17 protein-coding genes and 1 pseudogene are annotated in these 17,284 nt (G+C 71.3%); 5 read left to right on the top strand and 13 right to left on the bottom strand.

The features are described 5' to 3' along the window. The first annotated feature begins 45 nt into the window (after positions 1 to 45). Complete coding sequence (locus tag ACH4ZX_RS31755; protein WP_398280301.1) at positions 46 to 867, top strand: YceI family protein; 822 nt, start codon at positions 46 to 48, stop codon at positions 865 to 867. Between the two features lie 60 nt (positions 868 to 927). Here ACH4ZX_RS31755 and ACH4ZX_RS31760 read toward each other — a convergent pair whose 3' ends face one another. Both ACH4ZX_RS31760 and ACH4ZX_RS31765 read right to left on the bottom strand, forming a co-directional pair. Continuing rightward, positions 928 to 1,626 carry a GAF and ANTAR domain-containing protein gene (locus tag ACH4ZX_RS31760; protein WP_398280304.1) on the bottom strand — a complete coding sequence of 233 codons (699 nt, stop codon included), beginning with the start codon at positions 1,624 to 1,626 and terminating at the stop codon, positions 928 to 930. A gap of 129 nt (positions 1,627 to 1,755) precedes the next feature. Next, positions 1,756 to 2,484 carry an ANTAR domain-containing protein gene (locus ACH4ZX_RS31765; protein WP_398280307.1) on the bottom strand — a complete coding sequence of 243 codons (729 nt, stop codon included), beginning with the start codon at positions 2,482 to 2,484 and terminating at the stop codon, positions 1,756 to 1,758. A 226-nt stretch (positions 2,485 to 2,710) separates the two neighbouring features. Here ACH4ZX_RS31765 and ACH4ZX_RS31770 point away from each other — a divergent pair, with 226 nt between their 5' ends. Beyond that, positions 2,711 to 3,064 (top strand): STAS domain-containing protein, encoded by a 354-nt coding sequence (locus ACH4ZX_RS31770; protein ID WP_398280351.1) that lies wholly within the window; start codon positions 2,711 to 2,713, stop codon positions 3,062 to 3,064. A gap of 65 nt (positions 3,065 to 3,129) precedes the next feature. Beyond that, positions 3,130 to 3,600, top strand: a complete 471-nt coding sequence (locus ACH4ZX_RS31775) for a PPOX class F420-dependent oxidoreductase (protein WP_360746391.1) — start codon at positions 3,130 to 3,132, stop codon at positions 3,598 to 3,600. A 154-nt stretch (positions 3,601 to 3,754) separates the two neighbouring features. Here ACH4ZX_RS31775 and ACH4ZX_RS31780 read toward each other — a convergent pair whose 3' ends face one another. The 11 genes from ACH4ZX_RS31780 to ACH4ZX_RS31830 all read right to left on the bottom strand — a co-directional run bounded on the left by ACH4ZX_RS31780 (position 3,755) and on the right by ACH4ZX_RS31830 (position 15,409). Continuing rightward, positions 3,755 to 4,525 (bottom strand): TetR/AcrR family transcriptional regulator, encoded by a 771-nt coding sequence (locus ACH4ZX_RS31780; RefSeq protein WP_398280310.1) that lies wholly within the window; start codon positions 4,523 to 4,525, stop codon positions 3,755 to 3,757. 217 nt (positions 4,526 to 4,742) lie between these two features. Beyond that, positions 4,743 to 7,028 carry an ArnT family glycosyltransferase gene (locus ACH4ZX_RS31785; protein WP_398280313.1) on the bottom strand — a complete coding sequence of 762 codons (2,286 nt, stop codon included), beginning with the start codon at positions 7,026 to 7,028 and terminating at the stop codon, positions 4,743 to 4,745. Continuing rightward, positions 7,025 to 8,491, bottom strand: coding sequence for a glycosyltransferase (locus tag ACH4ZX_RS31790; RefSeq protein ID WP_398280316.1), 1,467 nt, complete (start codon positions 8,489 to 8,491; stop codon positions 7,025 to 7,027). Before ACH4ZX_RS31790 ends, ACH4ZX_RS31785 begins: the two co-directional genes overlap by 4 nt. A 14-nt stretch (positions 8,492 to 8,505) precedes the next feature. Beyond that, positions 8,506 to 10,170 (bottom strand): ATP-binding protein, encoded by a 1,665-nt coding sequence (locus tag ACH4ZX_RS31795; RefSeq protein WP_398280319.1) that lies wholly within the window; start codon positions 10,168 to 10,170, stop codon positions 8,506 to 8,508. Continuing rightward, complete coding sequence (locus ACH4ZX_RS31800; protein WP_398280322.1) at positions 10,167 to 10,907, bottom strand: response regulator transcription factor; 741 nt, start codon at positions 10,905 to 10,907, stop codon at positions 10,167 to 10,169. The genes ACH4ZX_RS31795 and ACH4ZX_RS31800 overlap by 4 nt, the downstream gene beginning before the upstream one ends. A 134-nt stretch (positions 10,908 to 11,041) precedes the next feature. Continuing rightward, positions 11,042 to 12,088, bottom strand: a complete 1,047-nt coding sequence (locus ACH4ZX_RS31805; RefSeq protein ID WP_398280325.1) for an amidohydrolase family protein — start codon at positions 12,086 to 12,088, stop codon at positions 11,042 to 11,044. An 88-nt stretch (positions 12,089 to 12,176) separates the two neighbouring features. After that, the gene (locus ACH4ZX_RS31810) at positions 12,177 to 13,052 is read right to left on the bottom strand and encodes a DUF2797 domain-containing protein (RefSeq protein WP_398280328.1); all 876 of its coding nucleotides are present in this window, start codon (positions 13,050 to 13,052) and stop codon (positions 12,177 to 12,179) included. A 245-nt stretch (positions 13,053 to 13,297) separates the two neighbouring features. Beyond that, positions 13,298 to 13,612, bottom strand: a complete 315-nt coding sequence (locus ACH4ZX_RS31815; RefSeq protein WP_398280331.1) for a hypothetical protein — start codon at positions 13,610 to 13,612, stop codon at positions 13,298 to 13,300. Positions 13,613 to 13,934: 322 nt separating this feature from the next. After that, positions 13,935 to 14,234, bottom strand: coding sequence for a hypothetical protein (locus ACH4ZX_RS31820; protein ID WP_398280334.1), 300 nt, complete (start codon positions 14,232 to 14,234; stop codon positions 13,935 to 13,937). A gap of 253 nt (positions 14,235 to 14,487) precedes the next feature. Further along, entirely contained in the window at positions 14,488 to 14,760 is a 273-nt protein-coding gene (locus ACH4ZX_RS31825) for a hypothetical protein (RefSeq protein ID WP_398280336.1), read from the bottom strand. A gap of 22 nt (positions 14,761 to 14,782) precedes the next feature. Continuing rightward, positions 14,783 to 15,409 carry a DUF6313 family protein gene (locus ACH4ZX_RS31830; protein WP_398280339.1) on the bottom strand — a complete coding sequence of 209 codons (627 nt, stop codon included), beginning with the start codon at positions 15,407 to 15,409 and terminating at the stop codon, positions 14,783 to 14,785. Between the two features lie 464 nt (positions 15,410 to 15,873). On the opposite strand from ACH4ZX_RS31830, the gene ACH4ZX_RS31835 reads away from it, so the two are divergent. Next, positions 15,874 to 16,473 carry a hypothetical protein gene (locus ACH4ZX_RS31835; protein WP_398280342.1) on the top strand — a complete coding sequence of 200 codons (600 nt, stop codon included), beginning with the start codon at positions 15,874 to 15,876 and terminating at the stop codon, positions 16,471 to 16,473. Positions 16,474 to 16,884: 411 nt separating this feature from the next. Further along, positions 16,885 to 17,284, top strand: a pseudogene (locus ACH4ZX_RS31840) (transposase); the annotation flags it as partial.

Raw genomic sequence — 17,284 nt, forward strand, 5'->3', positions numbered from 1 at the left:
GCCGGCCTCTTTCACGACCACGTGCTGTTGCAGGGAGAAAACGGGATGGGACTGACCGCGAGGATCCGCACGCGGGACGGATGGGCCGTGTCGCACGCGATCGTCACGGTGACCGACATGACCGGTGCGCAGGTGCTGCGGGCCGAGGCGGACGCCGAGGGAAACGTACGGGACACGACCGGGCTCGCTCCCGGGCCGTACACCGTCGTCGTCACGGCCGTCGGGTACGCGCCCGCCGCCGCGACCGCGATCGTCACCGCGAGCCGGCGGGCCGAGGTCGGCACGGTGACCCTGGACCGGCAGGGCGGCACCGAGCTGCCGGCGCCCGGACCGTGGACCATCGACCCGGCGCACTCGGCGGTCACCGCCGTCGCCCGGCACCTGGGGATCTCCAGTGTCCGCGGCCGGTTCACCGAGTTCGCCGGACGCGTCGAGATCGCCCCGGACGAGGTGGGGAAGTCCAGCGTCGAGGCCGTCATCCGGGCCTCGTCCATCGACACCGGCAACGGGATGCGCGACGGCCACCTGCGCTCGCCGGACTTCCTGGACGTCGAGAAGTACCCGGAGATCGTCTACCGCTCCACGGGCCTGACGGCGGCCGGGCCGGACCGCTGGACGGTGCACGGCGAGCTGACGCTGCACGGCGTCGTACGGCCCGTCGACCTCGACCTCGCCTACCTCGGCACCAGCGCCGACCCGTGGGGCGGCACCCGCGCCGCGTTCCGCGCGACGACGGAGCTGCGGCGCGAGGACTTCGCCATGCACTACAACCAGGTCGTGCAGGCGGGCATCGCCGCGATCGGCACGACGCTGAAGGTGGAGCTGGACGTCCAGGCGGTACAGGGCGAGTCCCTGCCCCAGCCGTGACCCGCCCGCGGTGGACGGTCAGCCGCCCGCGGTGGACGGTCAGCCGCCCGGAGTGGACGGTCAGCCGCCCGCGGTCCGGGTGACGAGTTCGGCGCACAGGTCGCGCAGCTTCATGTTCGCGTTCTGCGAGACGCGGCGCAGGCGCTCCATGGCCGTGGCGGCGTTGATGCGCTCCTGCGCCATGAGGATGCCGATCGCCTGGTCGATGACGCTGCGGGAGAGCAGGGCGGTGCGGACGTCGGCGACGGAGTCCGTCTCGCGTTCCACGCGCAGCGCGAGGCTGACGGCGTCCGCGGCCTGCGCGGCGAAGGCGCGGGCGGCCCGCCTGCCGGTGCCCAGGACACCCGGCTCGACGCCGTAGAAGTTGAGGGCCGCGCCCCGTTCGCGCTGCACGACGAGCGGCAGGGCCAGGACGCAGCGGACGCCGACGGAACGGGCGTAGGCCGTGTAGCGCGGCCAGCGGGTCTCGGCGGCGAGGTCCGGCGCGTACTGCTCGAGGCCCGTGTCGGCGGCCTCGACGCAGGGGCCCGAGCCGTTCTCGTACTGGCGCTGGTCGAGACCGTTGACCAGGTCGCTGCTGCCCGCCAGGGTCAGCAGGCGGTCGCCCCTGCGCACCGTGACACTGCAGGCGGCGGCACCGGGCACCGCCCGGACCGCTCGGTCGGTCAGGTCCCGCAGCAGCGTGTCGAGTCCGCCGCTGCGCGCGATCGCCATCTCCAACGTGTCGGAGCCGGATGTGCCGGGCGTGTCAGGACTCATGAGAGTACTGATAACCCGGAAGGCCGCGGACAAGCACGGACCGGACCGTGGCGGACGTCGCACCGCCGCCCGCGCACACACCCTCACGCCGCCCGCGCGCACACGCCCTCACCGGCCGCGCACGCGTCCTCACGCCGGCCGGTTGCTCGCGTCGACGATGCGCCGCGCCAGGTCGCGCAGCTTGACGTTCTCCCGCTGCGAGGCCCGTACCAGGCTGTCGAACGCCTCGGCCGCGTCCATGTTCATGCGTTCCATGAGGATGCCGGTGGCCTGGCCGATCAGGTCGCGGGTGCGCATCGCCTCGGTGAGCTGCTCACGCACCGTCGTCGAGTCCAGGGCCAGGCTGACGTGCGCGGTGAACAGGCGGCCGATGCGGGTGGCGGCCTCGTCGAAGGCCCGGGGCCGGCGCGCGTACGCGGTCAGCACGGTCAGCCGCCGCCGGTCGGTGCGCAGCCGCAGCGCGAGCGCGGAGCGCAGGCCCAGGCCCGCCAGGCCGCCGCCGCCCTCCTCGGTCTCACTGTCGTCCAGGCGGACGACGGGCCGGTGCCAGAGCCCGTCCCAGTACGGCTGCTGCCGGTCCCCGTCCGCGCCCGACGCCTCCGCGGCGCGGACGATCTCGTCGGTCCAGGCGACCGTGCGCGGGTGGCTGTCGCCGTCGAGCACCGAGACGCCGGCGTGCTCGGCGCCGGGCAGCAGGTGCACGGCCAGACGGGCCGCAGTGCGCATGGCGCTGTTGGGGGTGACGGTGTCGTGCAGTTGCTGTGCCGCCGCCGTCAGGGCTTCGGCCAGCTCGAACCCCGCTGAAAAGGGGGGCAAATCAGAAAATTCAGACGCAGTCACCACGAACCTCTTCGGCATGCACGGCCGACAAGCCGTGCGCAGGAGAGCTCCGCAGCACATTCCTGACTGCGAGCACAGTACGGACAGCACTTTATCCGTTCTCCCGCACGCCGATCACGTCCTCCCGGCCGTCGGTACGACTGCCCTTTTCAAGCCTCCCTGGGGCATGGTGGAATGACGGCAGGTCGGGAAGTGGCCTCCCCCGGATTCCGGACGTCCGTCTGCCGTCTGCCAGGTGAGTGCGATGACCTTCCTGCTGGCCCTCTGCCGGGTCGATGACCTGCCCGGATGCACACTGATCACCCTTCCCGACGAGATCGACCTCGCCAACGGCGCGCTGCTGCTCGACGCCGTGGCCGCCGCCGTGACCTCCCGCCTCGGCCGGATGGACCTGCTGGTGCTGGACCTGACCGGCACCGGCTTCATGGACTCCCAGGGCGCCCGCCTCGTCGGGGACGTCCACCGCTTCCTGGCCGGCCGCGTCCCGCTGCGGGTCGTGGCGGCGCCGGGCGGCCTGCCCAGCCGGGTCCTGGAGCTGACCGGGATACGCCGGGACGTTCCGGTCTTCGGCAATCTGACGGAGGCGCTGCCGGGCTGAGCGGAGCGGCGAGAAGCCGCGCGACACGTCCCGGGCCGGCGGGCGGGACGTCCTAGGCTGGCGCCATGGCACCGAACATCGCGACCAACACCCGCGTCTCCCTGGACGAGCTGCTGGACTTCGTACGGCCCCGCCATCGCGCGATCCTGCTGACCCGGCGTGCCGACGGCAGCCCGCAGGGCTCCCCGCTGACCTGCGGCGTCGACGACTCCGGCCGGATCGTCGTCTCCACCTACCCCGAGCGCGCCAAGACGCGCAACGCCAAGCGGGACCCGCACGTCAGCCTGATCGTGCTGAGCGACGACTGGAACGGGCCCTGGGTCCAGATCGACGGCACCGCCGAGGTGATCGACAGCCCCGACTCCGTCGAGCCGCTGGTGGAGTACTACCGCAACATCGCCGGCGAGCACCCGGACTGGGACGAGTACCGGGCGGCCATGCTGAAGCAGGGCAAGTCGATCATCCGGGTCACGCCCGAGAAGTGGGGTCCGGTGGCCACCGGCGGCTTCCCGGCCCGGCTGGCGTCCCAGGAGTAGCACGGCGGGGGGCCAGGAGCAGCACGGCGGGGGCCAGGAGCAGCACGGCGAGCGGCCAGGCGTGCGGCCGGCGGCCAGGAGCAGCGCGGCCGACGGCCAGGAGCAGCGCGGCCGACGGCCAGGAGCGGGAGGTCCGGCGCCCGGAAGCGAGCGGTCAGCCCCGGGCGACCATCGCCTCGATGCCCGCCAACAGCAGCTCCAGGGCGAAGGCGAAGTCCCTCTCCCGCATGTCCTGCACCGTGTCGCCGCCGCGGGCCGCCATGAGCTCGGCGGACTCCTGGACGACCTCGGCGGCTTCCGGGGCCCGGGTCGCCGCGCTCATCGCGTACCGGAAGTACTCGTCCTGGGTCATGCCCGCGGCGGCGCAGCGGGCGATGAAGTGGCCCTCGACCGTGCCGTAGCCGTACACGAACTGGAAGACGGCGGAGATGGCGCCGGTCAGACCGTGCACGGGCAGGCCGGTCCTGCGGACGACCTGCTGGACGGCGCGGGAGAACGACAGCGAGTTCGGGCCGATGTTGAGGAACGTGCCGGCCAGCGGGGACAGCCAGGGGTGGCGCACCAGCAGGGTGCGGTACTCCCGGGCCAGCGTCCGCAGTTGGTCGCGCCAGTCCTCGTCGGCGTCGGGGCCGGCGTCCGGGTCGGGCAGCGCCAGCTCGCCGAAGGCCGCGTCGAGGGCGAGTTCGAGCAGGTCGTCCTTGGTGTCGACGTACCAGTAGACGGACATCGCGGTGACGTTCAGCTCGGCGGCCAGGCGGCGCATGGAGAATCCGGCCAGCCCCTCGCCGTCCAGCAGCCGGACCGTCGCCTCGGTGATCCGCTCCCGGTCCAGCCCCGACGGCTGTCCGCTGCCGCGGCCTCCCCGGCGGGGCTTGCCCTCCAGCCAGACGCTGGTCCGCCCGGCCCGCTCGGCTGCCCTCACCATGGCGCACCTTCCTCGACGTCGTTCGCCGGCCAGGATGCCAGGTGGCGGCATCCGCCCGCCCGGCTGCGGGCGGCCACCACCCCCGAGTCTGCCCGTTCCGCCCCGCGCGCCAACGCGGCGGGGGACGTGGGTGACGCGTGGGACGGTCACCGGCGGTGGACGACAGACGGAGCAGGGCGGTGGCCGAGGCCACCGCCCTGCTCCGTCCGACGGACCGTCAGCCGCTCGTCTTCTGCGTGAGGTCGTAGAAGGTGGCCGAACCGGCCGTCACCGTCTTGAAGTTGGCCTCCACCCAGGAGGTGATCTGCGCGGAGGTGCCGCTGTTGCCGCCGCCCATGCCGCCGCCGGCGACGAAGTAGTGGATCTTCCCCTCTGCCACGTACTTCTTGAACTGGGCCAGCGTCGGGGAGGGGTCGGTGCCGTTGAAGCCGCCGATCGCCATCACCGGTTCGCCGGTGGAGAGCTGGTAGCTCGCCGCGTTCTGGGCGCCGATGGCCGCGGCGACCCAGGTGTACTCGTCCGCGTCGGTCTCCAGCAGCTTCTTGGCCTCGGAGCTGACGCTCGCGCCGTTCAGCAGGCCGCCGGCGCCACCGCCGCCGCCCATGCCGCCGCCGTCGCCCGTCTGGCCGCCGGGCATGCCGCCCTGCTGGTTCTGGCCCTGACCCTGCGTGTTGCCGTTGCCGTTCTGCTGGCCCTGCTGGCCGGGTGCGCCGCCCGGGAAGCCGCCGGGGCCACCGCCGGGGAAGCCGTTGCCCTGCTGGCCCTGCGTGTTGCCGTTGCCGTTCTGCTGGTTCTGGCCCTGCTGGCCCTGCTGGCCCCGCATGCCGCCGCCGGGACCGCCGGGACCGCCGGGGCCGCCGCCCATCGTGCTCGCACCCGCCGGACCGGCCGTCACGATGGAGCCGGTGTGTCCGCTGTCCACGGTGCTCAGGGTGTACGCGGTCGGGCCGGCCAGCGCGGCCACCAGGCCCAGGGCCGCCGCCCCGAGGGCGAGCCGCCGGCTGATGCGGCCCGCGAAGATCAGGCCGAGTGCGGCCGTCAGACCGCCGACCAGGACCAGCCACTTCAGCCAGGGCAGGTAGTCCGGGGTGCGGTTGAGCAGGATGTAGCCCCAGGCGGCGCTCGCCACGGCCGAGGCCGCGAGGGTGAGCGACGCCCACGTCTCGCTCCGCCGCTCCCACAGCAGCGCCGAGCCCATGCCGACCACGGCCGCCAGGTAGGGGGCGAGGGCCACCGTGTAGTACTGGTGGAAGATGCCCGCCATGTAGCTGAAGACGACCATGGTCGTCAGCAGCGAGCCGCCCCAGACCAGGAACGCGGCGCGGGTCGCGGAGGTGCGCGGCAGCTTGCGGGTGGCCACCAGACCGGCGGCCAGCAGGATCAGCGCGGCCGGCAGCAGCCAGGAGATCTGGCCGCCGACCTCGGAGTTGAACATCCGGTTCCAGCCGGTCTCGCCCCACATGCCGGTGCCGCCCCCGCCGCCACCGCCGCCGACGCTGCCGGTCTCGTCGCCGCTCAGGCGGCCGAGGCCGTTGTAGCCGAAGGTCAGCTCCAGGAAGGAGTTGTTCTGCGAGCCGCCGATGTAGGGGCGGGAGGAGGCCGGCCACAGCTCGACGATCGCGACCCACCAGCCGCCGGAGACGACCAGCGCGAGCGTCGCCGCGGCCAGCTGCCCCAACCGCTTCTTCAGCGGCACCGGCGCGCACACCGCGTACACGATCGCCAGCGGCGGCAGGATCAGGAAGGCCTGCAGGGTCTTGGCGAGGAACGCGAAGCCGATCGCGACCCCGGCCCACAACAGCCACCTGGTCCGGCCGTCCTCGACCGCGCGGACGACGTAGTAGCAGGCCAGCGCCATCAGCAGGGCCAGCATCGCGTCCGGGTTGTCGAACCGGAACATCAGCGCCGCGACGGGGGTGAGCGCGAGCACCGCGCCGGCGATCAGTCCGGCCGCGGGGGTGGACCGGCGGCGCACGGCCGCGTACACGACGGCGACCGTCGCGACGCCCATCAGGACCTCGGGGACCAGGATCGCCCACGAGTTCAGCCCGAAGATCCGCACCGACAGCTCCATCGGCCACAGCGAGGCCGGGGGCTTGTCGACGGTGATGGCGTTGCCCGCGTCCAGCGAGCCGAAGAAGAACGCCTTCCAGCTCTTGCTGCCGGCCTGGACGGCCGCGGAGTAGAAGGAGTTGGCGTAGCCGGAGGCGCTGAGGTTGTAGAGGTAGAGCAGGCCGGTGGCCAGCAGCAGGCCGAGGAGGGCCGGGCGCGCCCAGCGGGGGTCCTCGGGCCGGCCCCGCCACAGTCCACGCCCGAACGGCTGCTTCGGTTCGCCCGCCGCGGGAGCGGGCGGGAGCGGCGGCGGCGCCACGGGCTCCTGCGGGGCCGGGGTGAGCGTGTCCGTCGTCGGCGCGCTCGCCGACGGCACGCTCGTAGTCGGTGGTCCCCAGGCGGAGGGACCCGGTCCGGCCTCGTGGCTGGTCCGGTCGTAGTCGGTGGTCATCGGAAGTCCCTCGGGTCGGTGTCGGTGGGGCGCACCGGCTGCAGCTGCACGGTGGCGTCCCCCCAGGTGCGGGTGCGGGTGCGGTCCGCGGCTTCACCGGCGCGGAACGGGACCGTGGTCTGCTGCCAGTACGGGTGCGCGTGCGGGTGCTGGGGCTGCGCTTGCTGTGCGTGGGCCGGTGCGGACGGGGTGCGCGAGGCCACCACGGCCGAGTGCCGCTCCTCCTGGCGGTCGGGGAACACCCACGCCCGGAACAGCAGGAAGCGCAGCACCGTCGCCGCGAGGTTGGCGGCGATCAGGACGGCCAGTTCGGTGGAGTGGGCCGGGTCGGACGTCGCCGCGTTGAGTGCGGCGAGCGAACCGCTGGTCAGCGCGAGGCCGATGCCGAAGACGACCAGGCCCTGCGCCTGGTGCCGGACGGCGCCGCCGCGTCCGCGCACCCCGAAGGTCAGGCGGCGGTTGGCCGCGGTGTTGGCGACCGCCGAGACCAGCAGGGCGAGCGCGTTGGCCGCCTGCGAGCCGGAGAACACCCGGAAGCCGCTGTAGAGGAGCAGGTAGAACAGCGTCGACAGACCGCCGACCACGCAGAACCCGACGAGCTGGCGGGCCAGCCCCTTCGGCACGTCCTCGAGGTCGCGGTCGCGCGGATCGTCGCCGAAGGGACGGGCGAGCCGGTCCAGCGGCAGCGAACCGGTGGCCAGGGCCCTGCCCACGCGCCACACTCCCTTGAGGTCGTCGGTCGCCGTGCGCACGATGTGCACCGTCGAGTCCGGGTCGTCGACCCAGTCGACCGGCACCTCGTGGATGCGCAGGCCCGCCCGCTCGGCGAGGACCAGCATCTCGGTGTCGAAGAACCAGCCGGTGTCCTCCACCAGCGGCAGCAGCACCTGGGCGACGTCACGGCGTATCGCCTTGAAGCCGCACTGCGCGTCCGAGAACCGGGCCTGCAGCGAGCCGCGCAGGATGAGGTTGTAGGCCCGGCTGATGAACTCCCGCTTGGTGCCCCGTACGACGCGGGAGGAGCGGGCCAGCCGGGAACCGATCGCCAGGTCGGAGTGGCCCGAGATCAGCGGCGCCACCAGCGGCAGCAGCGCGTTGAGGTCGGTGGACAGGTCCACGTCCATGTAGGCGAGGACCGGGGCGTCCGAGGCGGACCAGACGGTCCGCAGCGCGCGGCCGCGGCCCTTCTGCTCCAGCCGGAAGGACCGGACCTCGGGGATGTCCGCCTCCAGCCGCCGGGCCACCAGGGGGGTGGTGTCCGTCGAGGCGTTGTCCGCGATCGTGATGCGGAACGCGTACGGGAAGGTGCGCCTGAGGTGCTCGTGCAGTCTCAGCACGCACGGCTGGAGGTCCTTCTCCTCGTTGTAGACGGGGATCACTACGTCCAGGACAGGCGTACCGGCGTCGCCGGCCGGGAGGTGCTCCCGCGCCGGCAGGGTGCCGGGAGAAGAGTCGGTTCGCATGACATCGACTCTGGTCAAGCGTCCTGTCGCACCCATGTGGTGGCGCTGTGCTGTGCCTGTGAGTGTGATTGCCGGTTCGTTTCGGGGGCCGGCCGGGGCGCCTGCGGGGCCAGGGCCGGCAGATGGACGGTGAACACCGTGCGTCCGGGCACGCTGTCCACGGTCACGGCGCCGCCGTGCGCGGTCGCCACGGCCTGCACGATGGCGAGCCCCAGGCCGGTCGAGCCGGTCGAGCGGGAGCGCGCCGAGTCGCCTCGGGCGAACCGTTCGAAGACGTGCGGCAGCAGCTCCGGCGGGATGCCCTGGCCGTTGTCCTCGACGTCCACGCACATCCACGGTCCGCGCCGCTGCACGCGCGCGGTGACGGTCGTACCGGGCGGGGTGTGCTTGCGGGCGTTGCCGAGCAGGTTGACCAGCACCTGCTGGACGCGTGCCGCGTCGGCCGACACCAGGGCCGGCTCGTCGGGCAGGTCGAGGCGCCAGTTGTGGTCCATGCCGGCCGCCCGGGAGTCGCTGACGGTGTCGACGACGAGGGGGATGAGGTCGGTCTGCTCGAACTGCAGCGGACGGCCCGCGTCCAGCCGGGCGAGCAGCAGCAGGTCCTCCACGAGCAGCGTCATCCGGCCCGCCTCGGACTCGATGCGGCCGAGGGCGTGCCGGGTGTCGGGGCCGACCTGCTCGCGGCCGCGCCGGGTCAGCTCGGCGTACCCGCGGATGGAGGCGAGGGGCGTACGCAGTTCGTGGCTGGCGTCGGCGACGAACTGCCGTACCCGCATCTCGCTCTGCTGGCGGGCGTGCAGGGCGCCGTGGACGTGGTCCAGCATCCGGTTGAGCGCGGCGCCGACCTGGCCGACCTCGGTGTGCGGGTCGGTCTCGGACTCCGGGACGCGCTCGCTGAGGTTGACCTCGCCGGTGTGCAGGGGGAGTTCGGAGACACGGGTGGCGGTGGCGGCGACCCGGCGCAGCGGGCGGGTGGCGACGCCGACCAGCACGTAACCGGCTATGACGGCCGCGCCGAGACCGGCGGCGGTGACGCTGACCTCGACGAGGATCAGGGTGTTGATGGTGCTGTCGGTGTCCTTGGTGGGGATGGCGACGTAGTAGTCGCCGTTGACCCCGGTGACGTACTTGACGAGGTAGTCGCCCAGCCCGGGCAGCTCCACCGTGTGCGTCCGGCTGTCCTGGGCCACCTGGTTGAGGGCCTTGATCACGGACTCGTCGAGTTCCTCGTCGTCCATGTTGGTGACGCCGCTGCTGTCGGTCGACTTCTTGCCGACCCGGCCGTCGGTGATGGAGCCCTTCACCACCTTCGCGGCGACCGTGCCCTCGGGCTGCGGCCCGTGCGTGACGAACTCGGCGAGGTCCGTCCTGCCCTGCTGCTCGGGCGGCGTGGAAACGGCGTTCTTGTCGTTCTTGCCGGCGCCGGGCGGCCCGAAGCCGCCCGCGGCGCGCGCCGCGACCTCGTTCAGCCGCCCGTCCAGCTGCTCGTACAAGTGGGACCGCAGGGCCAGCGTCGTCACCGTGCCGATCACCGCGCAGACGACGGCGATCAGCACCACGGACGCGACGACGAGCCGCGTCCGCAGGGTGCGCGGCTGTCCCGCCCCCGCTCTCGGCTTCGTCCGGGCGGGCAGGCCCCCGCGTCGCTTCCGCGGTCGCGGTCGCCGTCGCCCGCTCATGACGCGGCGGGCTTGATCAGGTACCCGGCACCCCGACGGGTGTGGATCATGGGCTCGCGTCCGGCGTCGATCTTCCGGCGCAGGTAGGAGATGTACAGCTCCACCACGTTGGCCTGGCCGCCGAAGTCGTACGACCACACGCGGTCGAGGATCTGCGCCTTGCTGAGCACGCGCCGCGGGTTGCGCATCAGGAAGCGCAGCAGTTCGAACTCGGTGGCGGTGAGGTGGATGTTCTGGCCGGCCCGCGAGACCTCGTGGCTGTCCTCGTCGAGGGTGAGGTCGCCGACGACCAGGACCGATTCGGAGCGCCGGTCGGCGGCGCCGGAACGGCGGATCAGTCCGCGCAGCCGGGCGACGACCTCCTCGAGGCTGAAGGGCTTGGTCACGTAGTCGTCGCCGCCGGCGGTGAGACCGGCGATACGGTCCTCGACCGCGTCCTTGGCGGTGAGGAACAGGACCGGCACGTCGGGCAGCTCGCGGCGCAGCCGCCCCAGCACGGTCAGCCCGTCCATGTCGGGGAGCATCATGTCGAGCACGACGGCGTCGGGACGGAACTCCCGCGCGGTCTGGACGGCTCCCGTGCCGTCACCGGCGCTGCGTATCTGCCAGCCCTCGTAGCGAAGGGCCATGGACAGCAGTTCGGTGATCGACAGTTCGTCGTCCACCACCAGGACTCGGACGGGGCTCCCGTCCGGCCTCAGCAGTTCGGTGCGCCCCTGGGGCGAGGTCGTGGTCATGGTGAACACACTGTCTGGACCCTCTGAGAGCGCCCTTTCGACAACCTGTGATTTTGCTAAGAAACTCACAGGCGCCTCTCAGGCGGCGCTTGGGCAATCCCTTGCCGCTTCCCTGGTGGGAAGTTGACGTGAGGTCACAGCCCGAACAGCCGCGCCCCGTTGTCGTGGCACACGGCGCGCAGCCACGCGTCCCCGAGCCCCAGCTCCTCCAGGGCCCGCAGCTGGTCGAGGTAGGGGTAGGGGATGTTGGGGAAGTCGCTGCCGAGCAGGATGTGGTCCCCGAGGCCGGCCAGCCTGGGCAGCGCGCGCTTCGGGAACGGCGCCAGCCGCTCGCTGAAGCCGGTGAACGCCATGGTGGTGTCCAGCCGCACCTCGTCGTACCGCTCGGCCAGGGCGAGGAAGTCCTCGTACTCCGGCATGCCCATGTGCGCGACGACGAGCCGCAGCCGGGGGTGGCGGGCCAGCACGCGGGCGACGGGTCCGGGCCCGGTGTGCTTGCCCGGCGCGGGACCGGAACCGCAGTGGATCACCACCGGCGTACCGGCCTCGGCCAGCAGCCCCCACGCCGGGTCGAGCAGTTCGTCGGCCGGGTCGTACGCCCCCACCTGCACGTGCGCCTTGAAGACCCGCGCGCCGGCCTCGACCGCGTCCCGCACGTACGCCTCGACCCCGGGCTCCGGGAAGAGCGTCGAGGTGTGCAGGCAGTCCGGGGTGCGGCGGGCGAAGTCCACGGCCCAGCCGTTGAGCCACTCGGCCATGCCGGCCTTGTGCGGATAGAGCATGGCCGTGAACGCGCGCACGCCGAACTCCCGGATGAGGGCGACCCGTTCGGCCTCCTCCGCCCGGTAGGTGATGGGCCACTCGACACCGCCGGTCAGCGGGCCGAGCGAGTCGAAGTACCCCCAGACCTTGCGCAGGACGCGCTCCGGCATGAAGTGCGTGTGGACGTCGACGAGCCCCGGCACCCCGAGCCGCTCCCAGAACCGCCGCACATCGGCGGCCTCGCCCGCCCCGGGGGAGGCGGGCGCGGTGGGCGCGGTGGGCGCGGTGGGCGCGGTGGCGGTGGGCACGGTAATGGCGGGCTCGGTGCGGGCGGTGGTGGCGGGCGTACGGGTGCGGGTGCCCGGCTGCACTGCTGTCCGTCCGCCCGGCCGCCCGGACAGCGCTCGGTGATCGCTCATGCCCTCACCATCACCCGCACCCGCAGGCCGGAACAACCCGTCCTGCAGACCCGTCCTGCGGACCCGTCCTTCAGACCCGTCCTGCATGTCAGAACAGCCCGTCCTGAACCCCCACGTCCTCCCTGAACTCCCGCACCGGAACGGTGAACCCGCCCCCGTCCGGGGCGGGAACCAGGTCCCAGCCGGTCATCAGCCGGGTGTCGAGCACGACGACCCCGCGCCCGGTCGCGAGATGCAGGTCGGGCCCGGCCGCCGCCAGCAACTCGCCGGCCACCGACCCGCCCGCGACCAGTTCACCGACCAGGCCGGCGGCGGGCGGCAGCCCCGCGATCCCGAACGCCTCCACATGGTCGACCACCCGGCACGGCTCACCCGCCAGCGACTCCGGCCAGCCGGCCAGCCCCACCGCCCGCGCGTGCAGCGCCGCCACCTCGGCCGCCCGCTCCGCCGCCGACGCGGGCAACCGGGACCGCACCGCCCGCTTCTCGCCGTACGGGATCCGGTCCGGCACCTGAAGCGCGGCCCGCAGCAGTTCCTCGGTCCGCCGGGCGGCCATCAGCGGCCCGGCGCCGAGCCAGCTGAAGCAGACCGCCCCCTGCTCGAGCAGCCGGGCCGAGCCCCGCTCCACCGCGGTGATCCCGACCTTGACCATGCCGGGCCCGAACCACGCCAGGTATACGCGGTACGGCCGCGGGTCGTCCGCGATCGTGTCGGCGGCGACGGAGTGCGCCCGGTCCAGCCGCGCGCACTCCTCGCACCGCGCCCCCGTACTCCGCCCCGGCACGCCCGCCCGCACCGGACACGGATGCCCCCTGGCTCCCACGCATGTCCGCCCACCCCCGTCCGCGACCGCGAAGGCCACGCGCTTCCCCCGCACCAGCGCGCTGCGCCACCCGCCGTCCCAAGCCAGCACGGGACGGCCCGCCGTCCAGCGCAGCCCCGCGCACTTCCATGCCTGTGCCATCACTCACGAGCGTAGGGGGACCCACTGACACCCGCCGCCCGCCCCGACCGCCCCGGCCGCAGACTCAGCCGCCGGCCTCCGCAGCGGCAGCGGCCGCCGACCCCGCGGGACCGGTGCCCGTGACCTCCGTCTCCGCCGTGGCCGCACGGCGCGCCCGCGCCCCGCCAACTGGCACCCCACGCACCCCGGATGCCCCTGCCGGACGGTGAGGTCCCGCACCCGCCAGCCCCACTGGTAAGAACTGGCTACACGCCCAGCCCCACCAGCCCGCCACGCATCCCCAACTGCAGGACCTGCTCGACCAGTTCACCCACGCCTACAACCACCAACGCCCCCACCGGTCCCTGCCCCACCGCGCGACCCCGGCAGCGATCTACGCCACCCTCCCCAAGGCCCGGCCCGCCCACAGCCGTGACGCCGACACCCACACCCGCGTCCGCCACGACCGCATCGACCAATCCGGCCTGGTCACCCTCCGCGTCGGCGGCAAACTCCACCACATAGGCGTCGGACGAACCCACACCCGAACCAACGTCATCCTGCTCGTCGACGATCTCCACGTCCGCATCGTCAACGCCACCACCGGAGAACTCCTCCGAGAGCTGATCATCGACCCCACCCGCGACTACCAGCCCCAGCACCCCACGAACACGACGAAACCCCCGAACCCGTAGGTTCGAGGGTTTCCGATGTCCTGAGACATCACAGTGTGCACTCGGCAGGATTCGAACCTGCAACCTTCTGATCCGTAGCTCTGTAGAGATCGGTCAATGGGGGTCATAGAGGCTGCCGTACGGTCCCTCAGAGTTGCTGATGGTCATGGTCGCTTGCTGGGGTTGCTGTACTTCGCTGCTGTACCGCAGGAAGAACGGCGGCTGGAGGTCAGCCGAGGAGTTCATAGATCGCCGCGACGGTGTTGAACACCGCCGGCACGACGAAGACGCTTCCTACGACGATCCACGCGCACCCTGCGACTCGGCGCCCGCGGGTTGGCGCTGTCGGCGGAATCAGCACATCGGCGACCCTGATCGTCTCGCTCGGGGCGATGATGCTGCGCCCGGTGCGGCGTTGCTTCCGCCCCGCCCATAGGAAGAAGCAAGCGCCCAACGTCGTTAAGGCGGCCAGTTGGAGGTGCTCACCCGGCGAGTCAGCGCCTGCGAGCGTCACGACCACGTTCGACACAACATCTCCCCCACCAGGACCACAGTGCGTGGATCACCTCACACTGGCTCGACCATGTCAAGCGCGCGGGCTTCATCCAAGTGGCCCGCCCACCCGCACGCTTTCCAACTGTCCGCGTCGCCGTCCGGGTGCGTTCGTAGGGGTTCGCGGGCCAGGTCAGAGGGGTGCGCGCACGGCGGTGAACGGTGGCGGCCGTCGGTGCGCTGGACAAAGACCAGGACAACGAGCGGCTCAGAACGCACGCGGTTCATGGTCAGCCCCGCTGTGATGGCGCACGCCAGGTCCGTGCGGCACCTCGAACGTCGGCGGCCAGAGCGACGATGTCTGGCACTTGCTCCTCTTGTGATGCCCAGGCCAGATCGATGTACATGAGCGCGGCGGCCGAGCTGCCGAGCTGAGTTCCGTGACCTTCGACTCCCCAGCGGGCGAGGTGACGTGCCCCCTCGTCCAGGCCGTCCTCGGGAGCGGTGGGAAAGATCTCGCGCAAGGCGGCGCGAGCGATCTCCATGGCGCTTCGTGTCTGCATCGTAAGGGCCCTTCCTGAGGGGTCACGGGTGGTTGGCGCGCGCGGTGCACACGAGGCACTTGTCCTGGTAGCCGGTCATCCACATCACCGCGCGGGCGAAGCTCTCGGCGGATTCGAGGGCCTCGGTGCGGTCCAGTTCAGCGAGTTCGACCGTGCAGAGTACGTCCCGGACCAGGATCTCCCAGTGGTCCTGAGCCTTCTTCCAGTCTCCCCGGTGGGCCCGCCTCACATAGCGGTCCAGGAACTCTTGGTCCACCGCACTCTTGAGGTGCAGTGACTCAAGAAAGGTGATCCTTCCCGGCAACTTGAGCCGGCGGCTGAGGCCCCTCTGCTGAAAGAGGTGATTGGTGGCGATCTCCTTGACCCGCTGCATCCGGGCAGCGATCACATGACCGGCCACTCCACCAATGAGGGCAGGCACTAGCAGCCAGCCGAGTACCGACGCACCCCACGACGATTCGTGCACGGGAGGGTCGATGAGCGTGAACGCCCTGTAGATGCCGCTCCAACCCCTTTCGGATCGGCTGGCACCGAACACCCAGACGAACCCGATGACCAGGGCAATCGGTATACCCCAGTCGATGAACCACTGTGTGACGCCCGACAACGCTTTGCGTGAGCGGAACGTACGCCGTATCCATACCGCCACGGACTGCCCACGCGGCGGTGGCAAAGATGGCGGCAGAGGCGGCTGAGGTGGTGACGGCAACGGAGGCCCTCCAAGGAGGCGACAGGGCTCGGTCACTGCAAGTGACGCTTTCCTGCGATCTGTGGTTGCAGCCATCGATGGACCTGGGGATCCTCTAGCTGCTGCGGGTACCGGAAGGCGATCAGGACCCTCACCAGCCATACCGTCGGTGGCCGCCCGCATCCGGTCGATGAGGTACAGCAACGCAACGGACATCTGCCGCGACGGCTTGCAAGACCGCCCAACGCCACCCGCAGCTCTGGCTGCATAAAACCCGCTGTCACCCGATCATGCAGCAGTCCCGTCGGACAGTGCCGGACGTGAAAGGTGGCTGGGGTTACGGTTCTTGGCCGCTGTACAGATGTCGCCAACTATTGGGCTCCGTGTGAGGCATGATCCAGTGCAACTACGGCTGAGGAGACTTCGTGGACACTGGAGATCTCGCTACGTGGGTGGGTTCCTCCTTCGCCGCCATAGCGGCTGGGGCCACGATCTGGACGTTGAAGAGCCAGCGGGACCAGATCGACGAGCAGCGTCGGTTCATTGCTGAGCAGTCGGCCACGCTGGCACTGGAACGTACTGAGCTTCGCGCTACTGCTCGCGACCGCAAGATTGCGCAAGCTCGCCAAGTAGAGATGAAAGTCGAGCTCGAGGTTCAGAGCGGAGCCCCGGCAGACACGAACGGTGAGCCCATCCCCGACACCTTCAAGATCGAGGTGCGCAACCTCAGTGCCGAACCCATTCACGAGGTCACAGTCCGATTCGGGAACCAGGAGACAGAGGAGGCGTCGGCAGCTGTAGAGGCCGAGTTGCTTCGAAGGGGCTTGACCGTAGTCTCAGACGGGCCACGGCTGAACGTGCCCGTCCCACTGGTCGGGGCTGGGCGTATCTACCTCTTCATGTCCGGCTCCATGTTTGCCGAGGTCGACCGCCACCGTCCGGCCCTTCACTTCACAGACAACGCCGGCGTCCGGTGGAGGCTCGACGAGTACGGCGACCTGCGGGACTTGGCGCACCCTGGCTAGTTGGGCATCAGCCTGGGTGACGACGCCGCCGGCCGTGTGTCCGTGTGCCAGCGCTCTCAGCTTGGGAAGCTAGGGTCGTCTAGGGAGGCAAGCCCTGCTGACCTGCGGCTGAGTGGTGTTGCCGCTTGGCGGGCGGTCGACCAGTTCCCCGGTGCTCCCCGTGGTTCCCCGCACGATCTGGCACGGGTCTGGCACGCCTGCCTGCGTTACCACTGCTGGTAGAGAGGTCCAAGAGGTCTGTAGATTCGTCCTCAACGGACGTGCGCCTCGTCCGGCCCGCCAGCCATTCCACCACGGCCGAGGATGGTGTCCCACCGAGTGGTGTAGCAGCGATCTCCGCATAGCCCCTGGTCATGAGGTGGCCATCGCGCAACTCTCCGAGTAGAGAAGCTCGTTGAGAGAGGTGACGCGATGGCCTTGTCCCAGCATGACTTACTCCGGCTGATGGAGTCACTGCGTACGGCGGACGGAATCGAGTTGATCAGGGTCCTGGCCCAGCGGATCCTGCGGGAACTCATCGAGGCCGAGGCCACCGCCCACATCGGCGCGGAGCCCGGCGAGCACGCCGAGACCCGTACCACCTGGCGCAACGGTCACCGCGACAAGGTGCTGACCACGCCGGCCGAGACCTGGACCTGGCCATCCCCAAGGTTCGCACCGGCAGCTTCTTCCCCAGCCTGCTCGAACGCCGCCGCCGTATCGACCAGGCCCTCTACGCCGTCATCGTCGAGGCATACGTCCACGGAGTGTCCACCCGCAGCGTGGACGACCTGGTCAGAGCCCTGGGCGCGGACACCGGCATCTCCAAGAG

It is taken from the genome of Streptomyces sp. NPDC020490, assembly GCF_044335305.1.
Taxonomy (GTDB): Bacteria; Actinomycetota; Actinomycetes; order Streptomycetales; family Streptomycetaceae; genus Streptomyces.

What these genes read in the sequence shown, in the direction of transcription:
- ACH4ZX_RS31755 (WP_398280301.1), top strand. Translation starts at nt 46, where the DNA reads ATGGGACTGACCGCGAGGATCCGCACGCGGGACGGATGGGCCGTGTCG.
- ACH4ZX_RS31790 (WP_398280316.1), bottom strand. Translation starts at nt 8,491, where the DNA reads ATGCGAACCGACTCTTCTCCCGGCACCCTGCCGGCGCGGGAGCACCTC.
- ACH4ZX_RS31805 (WP_398280325.1), bottom strand. Translation starts at nt 12,088, where the DNA reads ATGAGCGATCACCGAGCGCTGTCCGGGCGGCCGGGCGGACGGACAGCA.
- ACH4ZX_RS31800 (WP_398280322.1), bottom strand. Translation starts at nt 10,907, where the DNA reads ATGACCACGACCTCGCCCCAGGGGCGCACCGAACTGCTGAGGCCGGAC.
- ACH4ZX_RS31765 (WP_398280307.1), bottom strand. Translation starts at nt 2,484, where the DNA reads ATGCCGAAGAGGTTCGTGGTGACTGCGTCTGAATTTTCTGATTTGCCC.
- ACH4ZX_RS31810 (WP_398280328.1), bottom strand. Translation starts at nt 13,052, where the DNA reads ATGGCACAGGCATGGAAGTGCGCGGGGCTGCGCTGGACGGCGGGCCGT.
- ACH4ZX_RS31780 (WP_398280310.1), bottom strand. Translation starts at nt 4,525, where the DNA reads ATGGTGAGGGCAGCCGAGCGGGCCGGGCGGACCAGCGTCTGGCTGGAG.
- ACH4ZX_RS31760 (WP_398280304.1), bottom strand. Translation starts at nt 1,626, where the DNA reads ATGAGTCCTGACACGCCCGGCACATCCGGCTCCGACACGTTGGAGATG.
- ACH4ZX_RS31775 (WP_360746391.1), top strand. Translation starts at nt 3,130, where the DNA reads ATGGCACCGAACATCGCGACCAACACCCGCGTCTCCCTGGACGAGCTG.
- ACH4ZX_RS31785 (WP_398280313.1), bottom strand. Translation starts at nt 7,028, where the DNA reads ATGACCACCGACTACGACCGGACCAGCCACGAGGCCGGACCGGGTCCC.
- ACH4ZX_RS31795 (WP_398280319.1), bottom strand. Translation starts at nt 10,170, where the DNA reads ATGAGCGGGCGACGGCGACCGCGACCGCGGAAGCGACGCGGGGGCCTG.
- ACH4ZX_RS31770 (WP_398280351.1), top strand. Translation starts at nt 2,711, where the DNA reads ATGACCTTCCTGCTGGCCCTCTGCCGGGTCGATGACCTGCCCGGATGC.
- ACH4ZX_RS31825 (WP_398280336.1), bottom strand. Translation starts at nt 14,760, where the DNA reads ATGCAGACACGAAGCGCCATGGAGATCGCTCGCGCCGCCTTGCGCGAG.